21 protein-coding genes are annotated in these 21,067 nt (G+C 43.3%); 6 read left to right on the top strand and 15 right to left on the bottom strand.

Annotated elements, in window-relative coordinates; translation table 11 throughout:
• Positions 1–16: 16 nt before the first annotated feature.
• The 10 genes from J7E38_RS05250 to J7E38_RS05205 all read right to left on the bottom strand — a co-directional run bounded on the left by J7E38_RS05250 (position 17) and on the right by J7E38_RS05205 (position 11,487).
• Positions 17–970: a DUF4349 domain-containing protein gene (locus tag J7E38_RS05250; RefSeq protein ID WP_214703637.1), complete on the bottom strand. Its 954-nt coding sequence runs from the start codon at positions 968–970 to the stop codon at positions 17–19.
• Between the two features lie 97 nt (positions 971–1,067).
• Positions 1,068–2,885, bottom strand: a complete 1,818-nt coding sequence (locus J7E38_RS05245; protein WP_214703636.1) for an ABC transporter ATP-binding protein — start codon at positions 2,883–2,885, stop codon at positions 1,068–1,070.
• A gap of 59 nt (positions 2,886–2,944) precedes the next feature.
• Positions 2,945–4,693, bottom strand: a complete 1,749-nt coding sequence (locus tag J7E38_RS05240) for an ABC transporter ATP-binding protein (protein WP_214703634.1) — start codon at positions 4,691–4,693, stop codon at positions 2,945–2,947.
• Between the two features lie 698 nt (positions 4,694–5,391).
• Complete coding sequence (locus tag J7E38_RS05235) at positions 5,392–5,847, bottom strand: TlpA disulfide reductase family protein (protein ID WP_214703633.1); 456 nt, start codon at positions 5,845–5,847, stop codon at positions 5,392–5,394.
• Positions 5,848–5,885: 38 nt separating this feature from the next.
• The gene (locus tag J7E38_RS05230) at positions 5,886–7,010 is read right to left on the bottom strand and encodes an N-acetyldiaminopimelate deacetylase (protein WP_214703631.1); all 1,125 of its coding nucleotides are present in this window, start codon (positions 7,008–7,010) and stop codon (positions 5,886–5,888) included.
• A 63-nt stretch (positions 7,011–7,073) separates the two neighbouring features.
• Positions 7,074–7,784: a 2,3,4,5-tetrahydropyridine-2,6-dicarboxylate N-acetyltransferase gene (dapD, locus tag J7E38_RS05225; protein WP_214703629.1), complete on the bottom strand. Its 711-nt coding sequence runs from the start codon at positions 7,782–7,784 to the stop codon at positions 7,074–7,076.
• Between the two features lie 137 nt (positions 7,785–7,921).
• Positions 7,922–8,815 carry a transcriptional regulator CcpC gene (locus J7E38_RS05220; protein WP_144474715.1) on the bottom strand — a complete coding sequence of 298 codons (894 nt, stop codon included), beginning with the start codon at positions 8,813–8,815 and terminating at the stop codon, positions 7,922–7,924.
• Positions 8,816–8,895: 80 nt separating this feature from the next.
• Complete coding sequence (locus tag J7E38_RS05215; RefSeq protein ID WP_214703625.1) at positions 8,896–10,401, bottom strand: MDR family MFS transporter; 1,506 nt, start codon at positions 10,399–10,401, stop codon at positions 8,896–8,898.
• 57 nt (positions 10,402–10,458) lie between these two features.
• Positions 10,459–10,905, bottom strand: a complete 447-nt coding sequence (gene cbpB / locus J7E38_RS05210) for a cyclic-di-AMP-binding protein CbpB (RefSeq protein ID WP_214703624.1) — start codon at positions 10,903–10,905, stop codon at positions 10,459–10,461.
• A 345-nt stretch (positions 10,906–11,250) separates the two neighbouring features.
• Complete coding sequence (locus J7E38_RS05205; protein ID WP_079508258.1) at positions 11,251–11,487, bottom strand: YkuJ family protein; 237 nt, start codon at positions 11,485–11,487, stop codon at positions 11,251–11,253.
• 183 nt (positions 11,488–11,670) lie between these two features.
• On the opposite strand from J7E38_RS05205, the gene J7E38_RS05200 reads away from it, so the two are divergent.
• Entirely contained in the window at positions 11,671–12,633 is a 963-nt protein-coding gene (locus J7E38_RS05200) for an MBL fold metallo-hydrolase (protein WP_214709776.1), read from the top strand.
• A gap of 1 nt (position 12,634) precedes the next feature.
• A complete protein-coding gene (locus J7E38_RS05195; RefSeq protein ID WP_214709778.1) occupies positions 12,635–12,874 on the top strand; it encodes a glutaredoxin family protein in 240 nt (79 codons plus the stop codon).
• An 87-nt stretch (positions 12,875–12,961) separates the two neighbouring features.
• Here J7E38_RS05195 and J7E38_RS05190 read toward each other — a convergent pair whose 3' ends face one another.
• The 3 genes from J7E38_RS05190 to J7E38_RS05180 all read right to left on the bottom strand — a co-directional run bounded on the left by J7E38_RS05190 (position 12,962) and on the right by J7E38_RS05180 (position 15,366).
• Positions 12,962–13,630 carry a DUF3993 domain-containing protein gene (locus J7E38_RS05190; protein ID WP_214709780.1) on the bottom strand — a complete coding sequence of 223 codons (669 nt, stop codon included), beginning with the start codon at positions 13,628–13,630 and terminating at the stop codon, positions 12,962–12,964.
• A 211-nt stretch (positions 13,631–13,841) separates the two neighbouring features.
• Positions 13,842–14,084, bottom strand: coding sequence for a hypothetical protein (locus J7E38_RS05185; RefSeq protein ID WP_214709782.1), 243 nt, complete (start codon positions 14,082–14,084; stop codon positions 13,842–13,844).
• A gap of 73 nt (positions 14,085–14,157) precedes the next feature.
• On the bottom strand, positions 14,158–15,366 hold the full coding sequence (locus J7E38_RS05180) for an EAL domain-containing protein (RefSeq protein ID WP_214709784.1): 1,209 nt from the start codon (positions 15,364–15,366) through the stop codon (positions 14,158–14,160).
• Between the two features lie 171 nt (positions 15,367–15,537).
• On the opposite strand from J7E38_RS05180, the gene J7E38_RS05175 reads away from it, so the two are divergent.
• A complete protein-coding gene (locus J7E38_RS05175; protein ID WP_214709786.1) occupies positions 15,538–16,326 on the top strand; it encodes a C39 family peptidase in 789 nt (262 codons plus the stop codon).
• A gap of 41 nt (positions 16,327–16,367) precedes the next feature.
• On the opposite strand, the gene J7E38_RS05170 is transcribed toward J7E38_RS05175, so the two are convergent.
• The gene (locus J7E38_RS05170) at positions 16,368–16,592 is read right to left on the bottom strand and encodes a hypothetical protein (protein ID WP_214709788.1); all 225 of its coding nucleotides are present in this window, start codon (positions 16,590–16,592) and stop codon (positions 16,368–16,370) included.
• A 168-nt stretch (positions 16,593–16,760) separates the two neighbouring features.
• On the opposite strand from J7E38_RS05170, the gene J7E38_RS05165 reads away from it, so the two are divergent.
• Positions 16,761–17,639, top strand: a complete 879-nt coding sequence (locus J7E38_RS05165) for a metallophosphoesterase (protein WP_214709790.1) — start codon at positions 16,761–16,763, stop codon at positions 17,637–17,639.
• Here the strand turns inward: J7E38_RS05165 and J7E38_RS05160 are convergent, their stop codons facing one another.
• Positions 17,640–19,757, bottom strand: a complete 2,118-nt coding sequence (locus tag J7E38_RS05160; protein WP_214709792.1) for a sensor domain-containing protein — start codon at positions 19,755–19,757, stop codon at positions 17,640–17,642.
• 202 nt (positions 19,758–19,959) lie between these two features.
• Here J7E38_RS05160 and J7E38_RS05155 point away from each other — a divergent pair, with 202 nt between their 5' ends.
• Positions 19,960–20,457 (top strand): L,D-transpeptidase family protein, encoded by a 498-nt coding sequence (locus J7E38_RS05155; RefSeq protein WP_214709794.1) that lies wholly within the window; start codon positions 19,960–19,962, stop codon positions 20,455–20,457.
• Positions 20,458–20,567: 110 nt separating this feature from the next.
• Positions 20,568–21,038: a YkyB family protein gene (locus J7E38_RS05150; RefSeq protein WP_214709796.1), complete on the top strand. Its 471-nt coding sequence runs from the start codon at positions 20,568–20,570 to the stop codon at positions 21,036–21,038.
• The last annotated feature ends 29 nt before the right edge of the window (positions 21,039–21,067 follow it).

Below are 21,067 nucleotides of genomic sequence, written 5' to 3'. Positions count from 1 at the left end.
GCATAGTCAGCTTTTATTAACCATTAGAATCCATATTATTTTTTTGGCCAGGCTTATTCTTTTTCCGTACAATATAAATAATTGCTGCAACAATCACTCCAACTATCAGTAGCATAGGAAGATTGCCCACAAAAAATACGATAATCCCTGAGCCGGCAGCAAGCAAAATATTTATATTATCTGCAAACTGTTTCTTGATTTTCTGCCAGGTGTTAAGGGTTTCATTATCGATCTTCGGGACAGCTACCAGTGTTTCCTGCAAAGAGATCGTTACCGTCGAGTATGCTGTCTGGTTTTCGAGAAATTTCTTCCTCCCGGCGAGCTGTTCGATTTCTTCCTGGACATCAGCTAAATCTGATGAAATCTTTAAAAGATCCTCAGTTTTCTGAGCCTCTTTCATAAATTCTATGAGCCTCGCTTCCACTGCTTTTTTCGATTTCAAGCGTGATTCCAGGTCGACATATTCCTCGGTAACATCCTGCCCGCTCACCCTCCGATTATTAACCTGGACAGAAAGGCCCTCCGCATCATTCAAAAAGGCATGGAAGTGCTCCTGTGGGATCCTGAACGTCATCATCCCGCTTTGCTGTTCGTCATCATAACGGTTTGAATCGGATTGAACAATATACCCATTATAGCTTTCTGCCTTCTCTTCTAGTGCATTGCGCGCATTTTCAAAATTTTTCACGGTTATATCCATTTCAGCATTGAAAATGACCATCCGTTCGGCAGTAACGGTCTTTTCTGATACACCGTCTTGATTCTGTGTTTTGGATTTCTCCCCGGCAGCATGATTCTGTTCTCCTTTTTCTGAAAAGCTGACCCTGTCCTCGCTGACATTTTCCATTTCGGCAGACTTAGCGTCTCCCCTTTCGTTCATTCCACTTTTTTCACTTGAAGATGTTCCTCCACTGCAGCCGGCAAGCAAAAATAATAACGAAATCAATATAAGTAAATTCCTTTTCAACAATGGATGGCCCCCTAAGTTTATGATCTTTATGTAATAGACGGCATCTTTGTAAATATGTTACAAATTAAAAAAAGAAAGCCTTCAATAAGAAGACTTTCTATCCTGCATCCAGCATATTGAATTGGGCTTTTACAAGGTCATGATATTCTCCCTGAAGCTCCATCAGCTGAGCATGATTACCATGCTCGATGATCAAACCATTTTCCAGTACGAAAATATTATCCGCTTCCCTGATGGTTGACAATCGGTGGGCAATGATGATCGCTGTCCTGCCCTTCAACAGCGTCTTGAGGGCTTTCTGGATTTTCATCTCTGTTTCCGTATCAATGCTTGCTGTCGCTTCATCCATGATCAGGATACGTGGATTTGCAAGCAATGCCCTGGCAAAGGATAGGAGCTGCCTTTCCCCCACCGAAAGGATATTCCCGCGCTCTTCAACCTCCGTTTTATAGCCATTCGGCAGTTTGGCGATAAAATCCGCCGCCCCAACTGCTTCAGCAGAAGCCATGACTTCTTCTTCGGTGGCATCCGGTCTGCCGAAAAGGATGTTATCATAGATCGTCCCGGAAAAAATGAAGGTATCCTGCAAGACAATACTGATATGTTTCCTCAAGCTGCCAATGGAGATGTCTTTGAGGTCATATCCATCAACCAATACCTTACCTGATGTCGGATCATAAAACCGGCTGATCAGATTTGCTATGGTCGTCTTTCCTGAGCCCGTATGTCCCACCAATGCCACGGTCTGGCCAGCCAGCATTTCGAGGCTGACTCCTTTTAGTGCAGTCCGTTTTTCATCATAAGAGAATACAACTTTATCAAATTTTATGTCACCGCGGATGTCATCCAGTTTAATTGGATTGTCGATTTCAGAGACAATAGGTTTTTCATCAAGAAATTCAAAAATTCGTTCCGACGAGGCCATCCCCATCAACAGCTGGTTATACACCTGTCCCAATCTTGAAATTGGCTCCCAAAACATGCCCAGATAGAAGGCAAATGAGACGAACACACCGATGGAGATGGTGTCATTTTGGATCAGGCTTGCTCCATACCAGATCAGCACTGCGGTTCCGAGTGCATTTGTCAATTCTACCATTGGACGGAACATGGCATTTTTCTGTGAAGCAGACTTCCAGCTTTGGAAGGTCTCATCATTGACACCATCAAAGAAGGCCATATTTTCTTTTTCCTGGGTAAATGATTGTGTAACCCTTATCCCCTGTATGCTTTCATTCAAGTGGGAGTTCAGCTTTGATTGCTTCATCCGTACATCCTGCCAGGAGCGCCTGATATTTTTTCTCAGCTTTGTCGAGATCAGGAACATGATTGGCAAAATGATCATGATAGCCAATGTTAGCTGTGGACTCAGCGAGAACAGGATAAAGAAGATCCCAATCAGGAGAACCATATCCATTAACAGGTTGATGACACCATTGGTGAACAATTCCTGAAGTGAATTGATGTCATTCATGATCCTTACCAGTATCGAACCAGCCGAACGCTGGTCAAAAAATCGATGGGAAAGGTTTTGCACATGGGTGAACAAGTGCTTCCGCAAATCATAAATGACATTTTGGCCTAATTGATTCATCCAGCGAATCCTGAAAATATTCGCGATATAAGAGGCTGTATATAATCCTGCGATGATGGCCACCAGCCAGAACAGCATGGTTTCATCCTTGTTTTTCACTGCCCTGTCAAGTGTGTAGATCCCAATGAGGATCGGGATCACCAGCCTGACCGCTGTCGTGATCAATACCATTGCAATCGACAGCGGCACTAACGTTTTCTTATATGGCATTAAATAGCTGAAAAGCCTCAACATCTGTTTCCAGTTAAAAGGCTTATCGATTATCTGATCAGTAGAATAGTGAAATCTTTTTAGAACTTGAGAATTGCTTTTACTGCTCACAAACCTTCCCCCCTGCATTCTTGTTTTTAATAGATTGACGGACAGTGTGACTCAGGAGATTAGCCAGTATGTGTCACTTTCTGACGGTCCTTGAACTGGATATCATAAATCTTTTGATACGTTCCGCCATTCTTGATCAATTGCTCATGGGTTCCGCGTTCGGCAATGGATCCCTTTTCGAGCACAAGAATTTCATCTGCATGTTTGAGAGAGGAAATGCGGTGTGCAATGATGAATGTCGTCCGTCCCTTCATGACTTCCAGCAATGCCTGCTGGATCTTGAACTCCGTTTCCATATCAACCGCACTTGTGGCATCATCCAGGATTAAAATACTTGGATTGACGCAGATTGCCCTCGCAATGGCGATTCTTTGCTTCTGGCCTCCGGATAGTCCCATGCCTCTTTCGCCCAGAATGGTATCATATTGATCCGGAAGCTCCATGATAAAACTATGCGCCTGAGCTCTTTTGGCGGCTGCAATGATTTCTTCCATTGTCGCATCCGGGTTTCCATACGAAATATTGGCTTTGATCGATGATGAAAATAGGAAAGATTCCTGAAGGACAATGCCGATATTGGTTCGAAGTGAACGGACTGAGTATTCCTTGATATCCCGGCCATCAATAAGTACCTGGCCTGAAACCGGCTCATAAAATCTTGTCATCAGCTGGGTTATACTTGTTTTCCCTGACCCTGTCGACCCAATCAGGCCGATTGTCTGTCCTGGCTTTGCCTTGAAGGATATATCATATAATGCAGCATTTTCATCCTCCCCATAGCGGAGTGTGACATGATCGAATTCCACTGCTCCAGAAAGCTTCTCAATCTGCAGAGCTTCCTTCTTCTCTTCGATTTCATCGTCAGCCTCAAGGATCTCCAATAATCTTTCACCAGATGCCTTTGATTGTGAAAAAAGATTCACCACGAATCCAAGGTTCATGATTGGCCACATGATGTACCAGACAAGACTGTAAAATGCTACCAACTCCCCCGGAAGCAGCGATCCGTCCATGACAAGGAAACCACCGTAACCCAATAACAGGACGACACTCAAGTTGCCGAGAAACTCCATGAGCGGAAAATACTTCGCCCAAATTTCAGATGTAAATAAATATTGATCCTTATAATTACCGTTCGAATCATTGAATCTGCCAATCTCATAATCTTCACGCGACAGCGATTTCACCGTGTTGATTCCGCTGATGTTTTCCTGGACCTTAGTATTCAATTTACCAAATGATTTGCGGATCCCCCTGAAAGCTGGATGTACCGCTTTATCAAACTTATATACGACCACTGCAAGAAAAGGCAGGGTCGCAAGCGTCACCAGCGTCAGAGGGATCGAATAATAGAACATCACGGAGAAACTTATGCCGATTAGAAGAACAAAACGAATCAATTCGGAGAACCCGAAGCTCAGGAAAAAGCGGAATCCTTCTACATCAGCCGTAAGCCGCGACATCAGGTCCCCCGTCTTCGCATTGTCATAATATCGGAAAGAAAGAAATTGTAGCTTTTCATAAAGCGAATTCCTCAGTTTATATACAGAGTGGATTCCGAAAAGGTCCCCCGTATATTGATAAATATAAGTACAAACCCCTTTAACGATCATGAATCCCACGAAACCAACTGCCAGGACCGGAATCATTTCATACCTTCCGCCAATGACGGCTTCGTCAATCGTAAGCTGAAGAATCATAGGATACACTACAGTTATTGCCGTTACGATTAACATAAAGAAAATCGACCATGTAAAGTAATTTTTATAAGGCCAATAATACTCCTTCAGTTTTTTGAATGTCTCCATTCATTTCCCCCCTTTGGAAAAGCTTAACAAAAAGAAAAGGCACGTATACATTAATATATCGAGTTTCGAAATATTTTTCCAGCCTTTTTTAAGAATTTTTTTATTTTTTTGTATATAGGAATTATCTGATTTTATGGGTAGAAGGATAGATGCATTTACTTCTTTGAGGGTGAGTAAGTGAGAAAAACATACCAGGATGACGCAGAGCGATTCAGAGTCAACCTTATGACTTGAATGCAAAATGTCCGACAGATTCCTCTGTCGGACGTTCTCATGTTGATTTCCTTGATAAGTGTCCGTTAGAGCCCCTCTATCGGACATTCTCATGACAATTTCCTTGAAAAGTGTCCGTTAGACTGCTTCTATCGGACATTCTTATGACGATTTCCTTGAAAAGTGTCCGTTAGACTGCTTCTATCGGACATTCTTATGACGATTTCCTTGAAAAGTGTCCGTTAGACTGCTTCTATCGGACATTCTTATGACGATTTCCTTGAAAAGTGTCCGTTTGACTGCTTCTATCGGACATTCTTATGACGATTTCCTTAAAAGGTGTCCGTTAGACTCGTTCTATCAGACTTTCTTATGGCGATTTCTTTAATTGCGTCCATTAGACTGCCTTTATCGGACATTCTCGAAGTACATTCTTTAAAAAAAATCCGAGTTCTCGGACGTAAAAGAAAGATGTTAATCAACCATCATTCGTTGTTTTCAGTTTCGTCGATTAATCTGATCAGGCGCTTTTCAAACATCTTCATCCCGCTTCCGCCAGCCTGGAAATGCCTTAACAGGCCGTCTTTGTCAAAGAGATAGTAAGCAGGGACGTACTGGTTTTCAAATGCATTCGTCAATTTAAGCTCGTCGTCAATGAAGATGGGCTGGGAAATCTGATGCTCTTCTGCTGTCTGTTTGATTTCATCCATATTCATGTCCTGTTCTGACCGGGGCATATGGACAGCCATCACATTCAGTTTGTCTTTATAAGTATCACGGAGTTCATTCACCATTGGCATTGCTACCTTGCACAGATGGCAGCTGATTGACCAAAAATGGATCAGCGTCGGTTTTTCGCCGACCAGCTGTTCTCTCGCAACCTCACTATTCAGCCATTCAGTCGCTCCTGATATCTCGGGCAAAGGCTGACGCAGTCTCATATCGAACACCTCTTTTTTTGGAATGATAGATTCTCAATCTATTTACTTTTATATTCGATATACCCTGTCAATAAATCAAGAGCAGACTTGATCGCTTCTTCATCTGGATTAAGCTTTGAGTGATGCAGTCCATATCCGGAGTCAACACCAAGCCAGAACATGATTCCCGGAATTTCTTTCAGCATATAGCCAAAGTCTTCCCCTGTCATCGCTTCATTACAAACGACTACTTCAATGTTTTCCTTTTTTTCAGCAAAGGCAATGAAGTCACGCGCAATTTCTTCATTATTATAAACCTGATGGTACATGGCACCATAGTCAATTGACGTTTTGCATTGATAGCCTACTTCAATGCCTTTGACAAGTGCCTCGATTCTTTCCTTGACTCTTGCCATGGATTCCACAGACAGCGTCCGGATTGTACCCTCCAGTCTTGCGGTTTCCGCGATGATGTTTTGCACGGTCCCCCCGGTGATTTTACCGATGGTGATCACCGCACTATCAAGCGGATCGACGTTTCTTGAAACTACTGACTGAAGCTGGTTCACAAGAGCACATGCAGCAACAACCATATCATTCGTTTGATGAGGATATGCTGCATGTCCCCCTTTCCCCTCAAGGTCAATGAACAACTCAGAGGTATTGGCAAACAACAGCCCTTCCCTTGTTGCGATTGTTCCCACCGGATATTCAGGGGCAATGTGCAGGGCAATGATCAAATCAGGTTTCCACTCCTGCATGATATCTGTCTTGAGCATAGGTTCAGCGCCACCCGGACCTTCTTCCGCCGGCTGAAAAATAAACAGCAAATGATCATCAATCGGGTTTTCAACAAAGTACGTGATCAGTCCAAGAGCAATTGTCATATGGAAATCATGTCCGCAAGCGTGCATATGTCCTTTATGAAGAGATTGGAATTCCAAGCCTGTTGCTTCTGTAATTGGCAGCCCATCGATGTCTGCCCTGTACCCGATCGTCTTTTTGGGATTCTTCCCTTGTATTTTAACGAAAACCCCCGTCTTCCAGGTCTTTACTTCTAGCCGGTCTAGGGAAAGACTCTTCAGATAATCAAGGAGATAAGCCTGCGTCTTGAACTCCTTGAAACCAAGTTCAGGAATCTGGTGCAAATCTCTTCTAATTTTAATGAATGCGTCCCAATTCATATCGTTCTCTCCTTATAAAAGAAAGCGCGGACCGAATATCCACGCTTTCTTTCTTGCTTGCTATTAAAGCTGGCGAAGTTCCTGCTTGATTTCAGTTTTTGATTTCGTTTTTTCATCGATTTCCTTGATTACGCGAGCTGGTGTTCCAGCTACCACTGTGTATGGAGGCACATCGTCGATTACAATGGCGCCTGCAGCTACAACAGCTCCCTTGCCTACTTTTACCCCTTCAAGGACAACTGCGTTCGCACCAATGACGACATCGTCCTCAACCACGACTGGCTTTGCTGAAGGTGGCTCAATGACACCCGCAAGTACAGAGCCTGCACCGATATGGCAGTTCTTTCCGACTGTCGCACGTCCGCCCAGAACAACGTTCATATCAATCATCGTGCCTTCACCGATAACAGCCCCGATATTGATGGAAGCTCCCATCATGATTACGGCGTTATCACCAATTTCCACCTGGTCCCTGATGATGGCGCCTGGTTCAATGCGCGCTTTGATATTCTTCATATCAAGCAATGGAATGGCAGAATTCCTGCGATCGTTTTCAACGACATACTCTTCGATTTTGTCCTGGTTCGATTCAAGTGCCTGATTGATTTCAGCCCATTCGCCAAAAATGACACCGCTGTTTCCAGAGAAGAATGTCTTTGAGTTCTCACCGAAGTCTATCCCTTCAAGTTCCCCTTTGATATAAACCTTCACTGGTGTCGCTTTCTTGCTATTTTGAATGAACGAAATAATTTCGTTCGCATCCATCATTTTCATTTACTTTACCTCCAATTATGTATGTGTGGTCACAGGCTCTTCTTGTCGACGCCTTGCTAATGTACTAAAGCAATCGAATGAAAACAGCCTTTTCTAAAAATTACTTTAACAAACAAAAGTTTTTAAAACAAGGAAAACTAATTATCGTTTTTCTTCGAATCGACGATATGTTCCTTGACGATTTCAATGAAAGCCTGAACCTGCTTTAACTGGAAGGCTGATTCGTAGCCAAGGAGCCAGGTATCTCTTCCTAAAGGTTCATTGTTTTCGTCATGAAGCGGTACTTTGAAAATATCCTTTTCAGCTCCATTGAGCGTAATTGCCGGGAGGATGGCATAGCCAATTCCATTGAACGTCATTTGTTTACACGTTTCAATCTGGTCGACAATGATGGTTCTTTTAGGCGCTGTCTGGAATTGCCGCAGCCACCAATCCTGGATTTCCTGGTAGTAGTTCGAATCACTTTTAAACTGGATGAACGGCCGATCTGTATCCAGGACTTGTTCCGGACTCGTGATTTCTGTGTCTACCAGGTAGAGGCTGTCTTTGAAAAGGTGGATTTTCACACCCTTCCAGTCTGGCGTTCCCCTGATAATGCCAATGTGGACCTGGTCCTCATAGAGTGCCTTTGATATTTCACTGCTCCAACCGGTCACAAGCGAGATTTTTGCCTGAGGATAACGGCTTACATATTTCTTCAACACCTGTGGAAGCCAATTTTGTCCGACAATTGAGGCGACAGCTATTTTAAGGGTTCCATACACTTCAGAGTTTAATGCATGGATGGTTTCTCTCGCTTTTTCTTCCCTGGCAATGGTCTCATTGACAAATTGGAGTACGACCTCTCCTGCGGGAGTCAAAGTAAGTCCCTTCTGGGAGCGAAGGAACAGTTTCGTGCCCCAATCCTTCTCGATCGATTGAAGGCGCTGGGACAACGCTGGCTGCGAGACAAACAGTCTTTCCGCCGCCTTCCTCATATTCATTTCCTGTGCAAGCACCGATAATAAATGGAATTCAGAAATTGATGACATCGCTTACCCTCTTTAAATGTTTTTCATTTATATAGTACCATTCGCGTCGATTATTTTATAAACAAAAACTGCAGATGAATTCAATCTGCAGTTTTTTCTTCTTTTGGCAAAAATAAGATGAACAGCAAGCTGATGACTGCGAATATGAATACGACAATATAGACCGAATGCAGTGCATTTGTCAGCGCGTCCTGAAGAATCGTTTTCATGCCGACCGAAAGCTTTTGGCGTTCTGCCTCATTGAGCAGAACATTTGCTGCATCGATCGAAAGGTCATGGTCTTCTGCTCCATGCTTTTTCATATAGCTGAGGATGCTGCTGTTAAGAACACCGCCCAGCAGAGCAGCACCAACGGTATTGCCAAGGTTCCTCATGAACATATTGGCGGCGGTGGCGATTCCTCTTTGCTGCCAGGCGACGGTATTTTGAATAGAAACGATGAAAGCCGTACTTGTCAGCCCCATCCCTACACCTACGAAAAACGACCCCGCTGCAGCCCATAAGGGACCTGCCTCCGGTGTTAGAGTGACAAACAGAATGCTGCCCAGGATCAGAAATACCCCGCCAAAAACGGAAGTTTTGCGGTAGCCGATACTCAGTAAGAGCCGTCCACTGGCTGCCGAAGCAATTGGCCAGCCAATCGACATTGCCGTCAGGGTGAAACCGGCTACGATCGGAGACCTTTCCATGACACCCTGGACAAACGCAGGCAAAAAGCTAGATATACCTATTAGCATGACGCCCGTAGTCAATGAAGTCATATTGGCGATAAAGATGGACTGTTCACGCCAAATATTAAATGGCATCATAGGCTCTTCTGCCCTTTTCTCCTGAAGAATGAAGAAAATGAATCCAATGACACTCAAGCTGATGAGACCGATTGTTTTCGGTGAAGTCCAAGCCCAGTTCGCCCCAGCTTCTACAAGGACAATCATCAAGGAACTAATGGAGATTGTCAGCAGTATAGCTCCCGGATAATCAACCTTATGCTTCTTTTTCTCGATATTTTCATGAAGATATAACCAGAGACCCGCGATTGCCAGGATACCTAGCGGGACATTGATCCAAAACACGTACCTCCAGCTTGCATATTCCACAAGGAGGCCACCAAGTGCCGGGCCTGATACGGCTGAGATTCCCCAAACACTGGAAAGGTAACCCTGTACCTTTGCCCTTTCCTCTTTAGAATAGATGTCCCCAACAATCGTCGTGGCAATCGGCATGACAGCGCCGGCGCCAAAACCCTGGATGAACCGGTATAAAATCAACATCTCCATCGTTTCTGCCGTACCCGACAGGATGGACCCAATCAAGAATACAATGATTCCAACAGTCAGAATTGGTTTCCTTCCAAATAAATCAGAAAGTTTCCCATAGATAAGGACCGTAACAGCATTCATAAGCAAGTAAGCTGAGAAAACCCAGCTGTATAGCGCAAACCCGCCAAGATCCCCGACTATGGCAGGCATCGCGGTTGACACGATAGTCCCTTCCACGGCTCCCATGAACATGGCGAGCATGACTGTTGCCAGGACATAAGGCCGTTTCGTTTCTTTTCTCGTAGTCCTTTGTTCAGCTTGTCCCATACATACACCTCAAAAAGTAAAAAATTCAGCTCCCGTATCCGGGAGCTGCCTCAGGCACTATTTTTTATGATTTCTTTTTACCTCATTCGTCAGCTTCAGCAAAACGGTCCGTCTTGTCAGAATTCCTTCAAAAATCCCTGATTCATCTTCTATACATAGAAACGGATAGTCAACCAGCAAATCAAGGGAAGATTGCAAATCGGAATGGACATTGATCCTGGGGATTTCTGTATTCATCGCGGTTTCAACCTTTTTCGTATCAAGCTGCTCAAATTCGATTCTCTCAAGTCCGAGGATGGAATCCATTATGATAGGTGTACTGATCAAACCCATTAAACGATAATGTGGATCCAGTACAGGAATTGCAGTATATCCGCTCTTTGTCAGGACAAGGAGGGCATGCTCAAGACTATTGCCGACTTGGACGTGGGCTACACGTTCAGAAGGAATCATCAGGTCCTTAACCGATAATCCCAAAAATTCACCGCTGTAAAGACTAATCATGGCGAAAACTCCCTAAAATGGATTTCTTTCCATTTCATTTTATCATAAATTATAGGGTGGTGCTTTTATTTAGTTTGCTCAAAAAGGATAACAAAAAGCGCAAGCGCCTTGGTCAGCCCCGACAAGCACTGGAGGGCCTGACAGTGAAGTCGCTCTTTGACTTCATTGGCAGGACCGAAACGTCTCGAGGAGTTAGGAGCCGAAGCTAGGTAAACGTCTCGAGGGCTAGGCGCTGGAGCTGGATTAAGATAACCACTTTTGTTATCCACACTTTATCGCTTTTATTATTTCCTATAAGAACAAAAAAGGACCACAAAATGAGGCCCTTTTGCTATGGATCTTTGATTACTGAATAAGGTCAAAGATCTCAATCGTAATCATGTCGATGTTATCGAACTGGTATTTCTTAGGCTTTTCCTTGTCGTTGTAAACTTCCAGTTCATATGTTTCCGTTTTTGGATGGTATGTAACCTGGCATTTACGCTCTCCGTTCACCTCAAAAAAGCGTTGGGAAGGCTCCCCTCCATTAGACTGCTCTTGCAGATTCTTTAAACGGGTGATGATTCCTTGAAGCTGTGACATTGCTCCCTCTCCTTTCAAGACAAAAACCAATAACTTATCAATAGATTTTGCAATTGGCCTATTTATATCCATGTAAAATGATTTCAGAATTTTCTATACATAATTCTTTACATGTCAATATTAACAGAATAAAATATTGTCAGACGATGTACAAGTAAAAGCTTCGAGAAAAGGAGTGATTTTTTGAAAAAGCCCGTACAAATATCACAAAATGTCTTTCTTATTGATGATTACGACCTCAAGATGGAAGAACGTACCGGAACCTATGTATTGACAGAGGACAAGGTTACCCTGATCGAAACTTCCGCCAGTCCATCCATTCCCTATATCCTTGAAGGATTGAACACACTCGGAATATCCCCGGCAGATATCTCATACATAATCGTTACCCATATCCATCTCGACCATGCCGGCGGTGCAGGTTTGATGCTCAAGCACTGTCCAAATGCAAAAGTCATCGTCCATCCTAAGGGTGCAAGGCATCTAGCCGATCCCTCCAGATTGATTCAGGGAGCAAAAGCGGTTTATGGAGAAAAGTTTTCTGAGCTGTTCGATCCCATTGTAGAAGTACCTGAGGACCGTTTGGTGATTAAGGGTGAGGGCGAGACACTTAAAATCAGCGAGAAGTTGACACTGCAGTTCCTTGACACTCCCGGACATGCCAATCATCACCTGAGCGTTTATCATCCCTTAACAAAAGGAATTTTTTCTGGTGATACCGCCGGGATATTTTATCCACAGCTTGACCGCGAAGGAATTGAATTCTATCTTCCCACTACCTCGCCAAATCAGTTTGACCCTGGGAAAATGCTTGACTCCATAAACAAGTATAAGGAATTGGGAATCGAGAGAATCTTTTTCGGACATTATGGCATGTCTGAAAATCCAGCCGAAGCTTTCAGGCAGGTTGAGCACTGGCTTGAACTATTCATTCAGGAAGCAGAACTGGCTTTTTCAGATGAAAATCAACGTGAAAAACTAGTCGAAAATATCACCAAAAACCTTTATGATAAAATACGTTCCCATTTAAAACAGCAAGGTCTGGCTGACAGCCATCCGATTTACGAGCTGCTCTACCTAGACATCAATGTAAGTGCGATGGGACTGGCCCATTATTTAACAAAACTGAACGGAGGAAGCCATTGATATGAATGACATCATCGTGTATACACAAAATGATTGCCCTTCCTGCAAAATCATTAAAATGTTCCTGACTGAATTCAATTTTTCTTTTACCGAAAAGAACATCAGTGAAGATGACAGCAGCAGGCAGGAGCTGACACATACTTACAACTCCTACTCAACACCTACGATTGTAGTAGGTGAAGAAGTCATCACAGGGTTCGATCTCGAGCGGTTAAAACAAGTCCTGGATATAAAAGAATGATAAAAAGTGTTGCATCGTGCGAAAAACACACTCAATTCGGACAAAAACACAAAAGAAGAGGTGCCATTTGAGGCACCTCTTCCACCTTTATAATAGACCAAATAGAATGGTCCTGCTTTCGTTCTGGAATACCACGCCTAATTCCATGAACGTGTTTAATGTCGAGAAATTCGGCCCAAAAACGATATCACCGGTGAACGGCTTATCTTCACTTTCGGGTTTAGCAGCCTGCTGATCCTTCACTTTCTCAGGATATGCCTGATGAATTACTTCCTGGGGCACCTGATCATACAAATATTCAGCGACCTTCCACCCGTCCTTTTCTTTAACAAGCTTCAATCCTTCATAATGATCTTCATAGCCTACCGGGCCTTCAGTAGTGGCTGGGAAAAACTCAACAACATAAATTTCATTTTCGGTTTCCACAACTTTTGTTTTTTCGGAAAATGCGTAAAACGGGATATAATATGGAGCAAAGTCGGTTCCATATGTCTGGAAATCATTTTCCTGGCCGACAACGTTTTCTTCAATGAATCCTGACTTGTACGCATCTGTAAAATAAGGGTCAAGGATGCTGTCAATCTCCTCCATACTCCTCCCCTTTTCACTTAACGAGACCTGTGAATCAAAAGCTATCCCGAGGAATTCGAAAACTTCTTCCCTGTCATGCAGATCTGACTGTGCGTATGCATTGGCCGGGACGAACAAAACAAAAAATCCAAATAAAAGAAATAATAGCTTAGAGCGCTTGTCCATTTTCTCCCCCTCTTTCTTGATGACTGGTACATACAATTTTACCAAGATTTACCCTATATAATTATGAAATTCATTCGTAAAATAACTTCACCATCTGACATAAAAAGCGGCTTCTTATTCTCAAATTACCCTATACTCGCTCGAACTAACGCAAATAGTGAAAAAATTGTTGGTTTATCAGGGAAAAAAAAATAACCCCCAAACTTGGAGGTTAATACCTGGCTGTGGTCACCGCAAAATAAACGACGAACAACAGGGCGATTGAAAGAACAATGATATAGGTTAAAAAGATTGGATTACGGATATATGCGTGCTCCTGGACAGCTCCTGGAACCTGGGAATCAAGATTACCCTGCGCTCTTTTCTGTCCCTTGCCTAATGCCCAGGTATAGAACAGACCGCCAGCCAGCACACCCGCGCCTGCTAATAAAAGCATTGTCGTATAGATACTCATATAAATCCCCCTTTATAGAAGGCTGTATATATAAATTGTGCTTAATCCGCTTTCCTATTCGCCATTCACCCTGTCAAAATAACCCTTCTCTTACATGCAAAAAAGAGGCACATAAGTCAACGAACAGAAACTCCTTTTCATTCAATGGCAGCGAAAAAGTCCTAATGACTTCCCCGGTTTCTATGTCACTGTAGCGATCTGACAGGATCCCTTTTTTTCCGCCTCTCATTCGGATGATATTCTCAAGAAAATATGGGCGCCAACTCCAGTTCTTATTTTCATATTCGGGCTGCAAAAGCCACTCATTCCCTGCCTTATAAAGATTAGGTGACAGCTGGAATCCGTCTTCATCACATACATACATCCGGAACGCAACCCCATCCATGCGATCACCGAGAGCCATCAATAACTCACTTGGGCTTTGTTCTTTTTTATACTTGCTGATCAATTCCTGAAACTTGCTGTTCAATTCAATCCGCAAATCATAAAATGACTGAAGCCGTTTCTTCTCGGATAAAATAAACCCGTGGATTTCGTCCTTTAATTTATCCTTGAGTATCTCTTTGTCCACTAAGCCATGATCAGGTCTTTTTAAGTAAAACCCTTGATAGAACCTGCCTCCGTTCTTCCAGGCAAATTGCAGCTGGTATGGTGTTTCAATGTTTTCAAATAATATCGCTGCACCAATTTTACGGGCGAGGATGGACAAGGAATGAAGGACATCCAGGTAAGCCGGGCCGGTATTATTGGACCGGAGTGAGGACATATCAATTTTTAGTATTTCTGGTTCAATACCTGCTATACGGTTTAGATAACTGCTTTCACTTCCTACTTTATCCATCGCGATTTTTATTCCGTAGGATTTATAGTAATTGATCAGATGCTCGATATGGCTTTGGACATGGCGATCAGATATTTCAAGGACAATATGTTCTGGACGAACGCCTTTTTCCTGGAAAGAGAGGACCATTTGCAAAAATCCTTCACCATCATCCATCATCAATAATTCCGCATCCCGGTTAACGAACCACAGCAGATCCTTCTCGCCTGCACTGGAGGCTATTTCAAGAGCTTTGCTAAGTACGACATTCTCCACTTCTATCCGGTATTCTTCAGGTATCATGTCATCTTCAAAAAAAGAACCAAGACTTATTTCTTCCTTATCGCCAACATATCGTCCTAATATTTCATATCCAATGATTTTATGTTCTTCCGCATTAAAAATTGGCTGAAAGTATGGAACAACATGCTCAAGGTCGGTTAATATATCAAGAGCATCCAAAAAAACTCAACCTCCCTTCAAAATCTGCGCATTTTCCTATCCATTACTTTGATATGAACGATTTTACCACAATATGATAAATCCCTCAGTTACACTGTTTCCATTTTCGACAAGTCATAAAAGCATCCAGATGGCTAAAGATAATAGCAGAGCTTATGGAAGGATGATGACATGAAACCGTGGCATTTCATCGGCATTATTCTTCCATTGCTTGGATGCAGCCACGGCTCGCCCGCCGAAAACCAAACACAGACCCTCAAAACAGACCATGAACCACTCGTTATCAAGGAAGTTCCTGAACAGATTCAGGAACTGGCGGTCCCGAAACCAGAGCAGAAACAAGAAGTACAGCAACAGCGTGATAAACAGATAGTGATGAATGTACCCTTGATCAAACAAAATCCAGAATTAAAGTATGGATGTGAAGTAACCAGCCTGGCGATGATGCTGAAGTATGCCGGGGCTGAAACGAATAAAATGAAGCTTTTCAATGAGATAAAAAAAGATAAAGATCCTCTAAAGCGATCTGCAAACGGGGATATTATAAGCTGGGGTGATCCAGCCGAAGGCTTTGTTGGAGATATGACAGGGAAACGTGCAGGGTATGCAGTTTTTGATAGACCAATGGAAGAGTTGATCAACCATTACCTTCCAGGCCGGGCGGTGAATTTGACCGGCAAAGACTTCGAGACTGTTCTAAACCATGTGGCTTCCGGTTACCCGGCCGTCGTGTGGACGACCGGTGACTATCGTCTTCCTGATCGTTGGGAATCATGGACACATGGCAGCGAAGTCATAAAAACGCCACTCGACTTACACGCAGTCGTCCTTGTTGGGTTCAATGACACTACTGTCTATCTGAACGACCCTCTGTCAGGCCGAAAACAAGTGCCTGTTAACAAGCAGCGATTTATTGAAACATGGAAAGCGATGCAATCAAGAGCAGTCAGTTACCGGTAAAACACAGATAAAGGCTGGATTCCATTCCGGCCTTTTCTCTTTTACTTGCCACCGCTCTTCTTCTCAAGCGATTTATGGAGTTTCGCAATAGAATGGACGATTGTCCTCTTCTTATTAAAACCCTTTGCTGTAGCCGATACACCATTAAAGACAGCGATCGCGTTGCCCCAGGTTCCTAACCGGTCAAAACCGGAAACAAAAACTTTTAAATAGCCATTTTTCATCGGTATAAACATTATTTCCATTCTCATATCATAATATTTCATCAACAACACCTCTTTTGCTGAAAGGACAAGTCATACTTTTCCTTTCTCTTCCCCAGAGTAATGGCCAAGAAACACATAAATGAGTTCCTTCCCTAAAATGGCACTTCTTTTTTCCATGTTTGTTTGCTAGTATAGTAGAGAAAATTTGGAGATAGGTTGGTATTTTTCATGTCTGAACAAATCACCCGGAGGAAGTTTATAAAAAAGGCAGTCGGCACGATTTTGGCTGCAGGCGGACTCACCACTGGAGGCTATTTCTATGCCCGTGAAGTCGAGCCCCGAATGCTTGATGTCACCCGCCATACCATCGGGAGCGCCACGCTGCCGGCAGGATTTGACGGAGTTAAGATCATCCAATTCAGCGATACACATATTGGTTTTCAATATACAATTGAACAGCTTGCGAAACTGGTTGCCAAGATTAATCAACTGAATCCGGATTTGATTGTGTTTACAGGCGATTTACTTGATGACCCTCGGCATTTTACAGATAAGAAAAAGAAAATCACTACTCTGTTAAGCCAGTTAGAGGCTCCCCTTGGAAAATTTGCTGTATATGGGAATCACGATCATGGGGGATACGGTTCAGACCTATATAAACAAATGATGGAACAATCAGGTTTCTCCTTGTTGCTGAACGATTCCGCTGCTGTCAGGCTTCTTGATGGCAGTTCGATCTGGATTACCGGCATTGACGATGCCATGCTTGGCAAGCCTAATTTGAAAGAGGCTATGTCCAATATACCCAAAGACTCTTACACCATCCTCTTGTCCCATGCTCCTGACAAAGCAGATGAAGCAGCACATTATTCTATTCAGTTGCAGCTGAGCGGACACAGCCACGGCGGACAAATCCAGATACCCTTTTACGGTCCACTGGTTACGCCGCCATATGCCGAAAAATACGTAGAAGGCTTCTATGACGCAGGAAACAACAAGGAATTCAAACTATATGTGAATCGCGGACTTGGAACAACCAGGCTTCCATTCAGATTTTTGTCACAGCCTGAACTTACATTATTTACACTCAAAAAAACAAGCAGCTGATCAGCTGCTTGTTGTCGATTTGAGGATGAATCTCTCCTCTGCTTCAACCACTTTCAAAGGTCTGGCAAAAAAGAACCCCTGGGCTTTCTCGCAATCGGCATTTGTCAGGAATTCCACCTGGCTTTGTTCTTCGACACCTTCTGCAATCACTTCCATGCCCAGGCTTTTGCCCAGGTGGATGATGGTTGTAATGATGGCGGCATCCTTGCCGTTATACTTGATATCCCCTATGAAACTCTGGTCAATTTTCAATACATCAATAGGAAACTGCTTTAAATAACTGAGTGATGAGTACCCTGTCCCAAAATCATCAACGGAGATTTTGATTCCCAGGTTTTTCAAACGTTTCAGGGTTGGGATTGTTTCTTTCGTATCCTGCATTGCTCCCTCTGTAATCTCAATTTCCAGAAGGGCGGGATCAATATGGTGCTGCTCAACCGCACTCTTGATTACCCTGACTAAATCCAGCTGCAAAAATTGTTTCGGAGAAATATTGACGGCAATCCTGATTGGCCTCCCTGCCTTGTCCGACCATTCTCTGATCTGCCGGCATGCCCTGTCAATGACCCAGTTGCCAATCGGGATGATCAACCCGGTATCTTCTGCAAGCGGAATAAACTCAGCCGGGGAAATAAAGCCTAATTCAGTGCTGTTCCATCGAAGTAAAGCTTCAAAGCTGGATATCTCATTGGTAGTTAAGTTCACCTGCGGCTGAAAATAAAGTTCCAGCTCTTCCCGTTCGATTGCTTTTCGCAAATGGGCCTCAAGGGTAATGACATTGATGCCAGTTGATTGCATGTCCGAACGATAAAATTGGTAGTGTGCTTTCCCTTTATCTTTCACGCTATATAATGCTTCGTCCGCATATTTGATCAATGATTCAGCGTCCCTCCCGTCATTGGGATATAGGCTGATTCCGATGCTCGGTGTTATATAATACTCCTGGGAATTGAAATAAAAAGATTCATTGAATCTGGATAATATTTTTTGTGCGAATTCACCTGCGGCTAGCCTGCCTGTTTCTTCAAGGACAATGATGAATTCGTCACCGCCCTGTCTGTAGACAGTACAGTTTACTTTTTGTATTTCGACCAGCCGATCTGCAACCTGTTTTAGAATCTGGTCGCCAACAAAATGCCCCAGTGTATCGTTCAGGTACTTGAAACGATCGATATCCAGAAAGAGAAGGGCGAAGGGAGTCTTTTGCTTCATTCTGTTTTTCACAAGAGTATCAAGATGATCGAGAAGTGCCCTACGGTTATGCAGCCCTGTAAGCTGATCGTGGAATGCCATGTATCTAATCAACTCTGTATTTTTAGCCTGTTCAGAAAGATCCCGTATAATGATATACATTCCTTTTATTTCAGAATGGATCACAATTGGTATTGTCTTCAAATGGACAGTAAGGAAATTGCCTTTTCGGTGCATGAAGCGGCAATCAAGCGATTCCTTCGCATTTCCATGTTTCGTATCAGTCAATAGCTCGTGAAATGGCGGCAGGTCACTCTCGCAAATCAAGCTGGTGATCTTCCGCGATTTAAGCTGTTTGCCCGTATATCCTGTCAATAGTTGGGCAGCGGGGTTGACATCAAGGATTTTCCCTCTAAGGTCAATTGAAAAAACAGCATCAAGATTATGATCAATAAGTGATCGATAGCGCTGCTCGCTGTCAATCAATCGATTCTTTTCCTTCAGGGTTTCGGTAATATCCCGAGTGACCGCTACAACATATTGTACATCCCCTGACTCATTCTTGACCGGAGTCAGCAGTGTCTCACCAAGAACCTGTTTGTCATTCTCAAGATCGACTTGATCATGGAAAACGACTTCCTGTCCTTTATTCACGGCTTTTAAATACTGCTGCTGCAAGGGGGCCAACCGATTAACCGGCAATACTTCCTCCATCGTCTTGCCAATATCACGCGGGTTCATTCCCGCGTGGAGCAGTCCGTTTTCATTCGCAAATAAATAACGGAATTGGTATCCCGGTTCTACCTCCATGATAAAAACGAGATCCTTCACATGTTTAAAGATGATATCTGAAATCATCTGTTCGATTTTATTGGGAGCCGGCATGCTCCTTCTTTTTGTGATTCGTGATTGCTTCATTTGATTCATCTAACCATCCTCATTCCAGAAGTACATTTGTACCTGGTCCATGATCCGAAATAGTTTTATATCCCTATTTTACCTTTTCGAATAAGGAAAAACGATACTATTTTTTAAATATTTACAAATTTTCGCTAAAAATCGACATCGAAAAATCGCAAGGTGCCCTTCTCTTACAACAGGCATAAGCTGATGCAGAGGAGGAGATTTTATGTATCATATTGTTAAGCGAGGCGAAACTTTGGCCGTTATCGCAGCAAATTATCGACGGCCCCTAAGTCAAATCCTATCAGCGAATCCCGGGATCATCAATCCTGCGCTCATTTATCCAGGCCAGCGTATTTCAATTCCCGGACTTCCGGATCCTGCTTCCATTCCTTACTCCATTTCGGTATCATTAACCAGCAAAAGGCTCAGTTTATACAGAGCAGGCAAATTAGTAAAAACATACCCTGTCGGCATCGGGAAAATGCTGACCCAAACCCCCGTCGGAGAATTTGTCATTGTCAACAGAGAACCCAACCCTGGCGGACCTTATGGCGTAATGTGGTTATCTCTTTCCAAGCTTGGGTATGGAATCCATGGAACAAATAACCCTGCCTCCATCGGCAAGTCTGTTTCAAAAGGATGTATACGCATGCAAAACAAAGATGTTCTCGAGTTAGCCCGGCAGGTACCGAACGGAACAAGAGTAGCCATCAGGCCATAAAAATGCTCGATGAAAGGCTTCTATTTCTCAAAAAGCCAAATAAAGGTTATAATAGAAATATGGTTAATAAGGACTTGCATAGGTGCTAATGCAGAAAGGAGCCTAACCCATTGAAGAATGAAAGGAACAATATTCCCCAACTCCGTCCAACGATTGAGAACCTCTCGCAAGCTATCTTCACAGTGAACCGTCATGCCAAGACTGCTCCAAATCCGAAATTTCTTTATCAGTTAAAACATGATGCGATAAAAAAAATGCTCAGGGAAGGAAAAGCCAAAAAAACTGGTCTTCATTTCTCAAACAATCCAAGAAACAGCCAGCAGCAGTCAGACGTACTGGTGGTTTGCGGTGATTATACGTTCCATATCCCGCCGACTAAACAGGATTTTGAGCAGCTGCCCCACCTGGGAAAGCTTGATCAGGCTGTCAGGAACCCGAGAGCATCAATATCGCTGACCAACGCGAAAAAATTATTGTCATCCTACACTGGGTTAAAAGAGGCCCAGGAAGCTTCCGGAACTGCCAGGACAAGAAAATATGTAAAACCCGTATTTAAAAAGCTTGGCGAAAGATATCCGTAAAAGAAAGCTGGAAGCCCAGCTTTCTATTT

The organism is Bacillus sp. ISL-35 (genome assembly GCF_018613355.1).
GTDB lineage: Bacteria > Bacillota > Bacilli > Bacillales > Cytobacillaceae > Mesobacillus.
The sequence above is the reverse complement of the archived record's forward strand: the minus strand, read 5'-3'. Positions and strand labels throughout refer to the sequence as shown.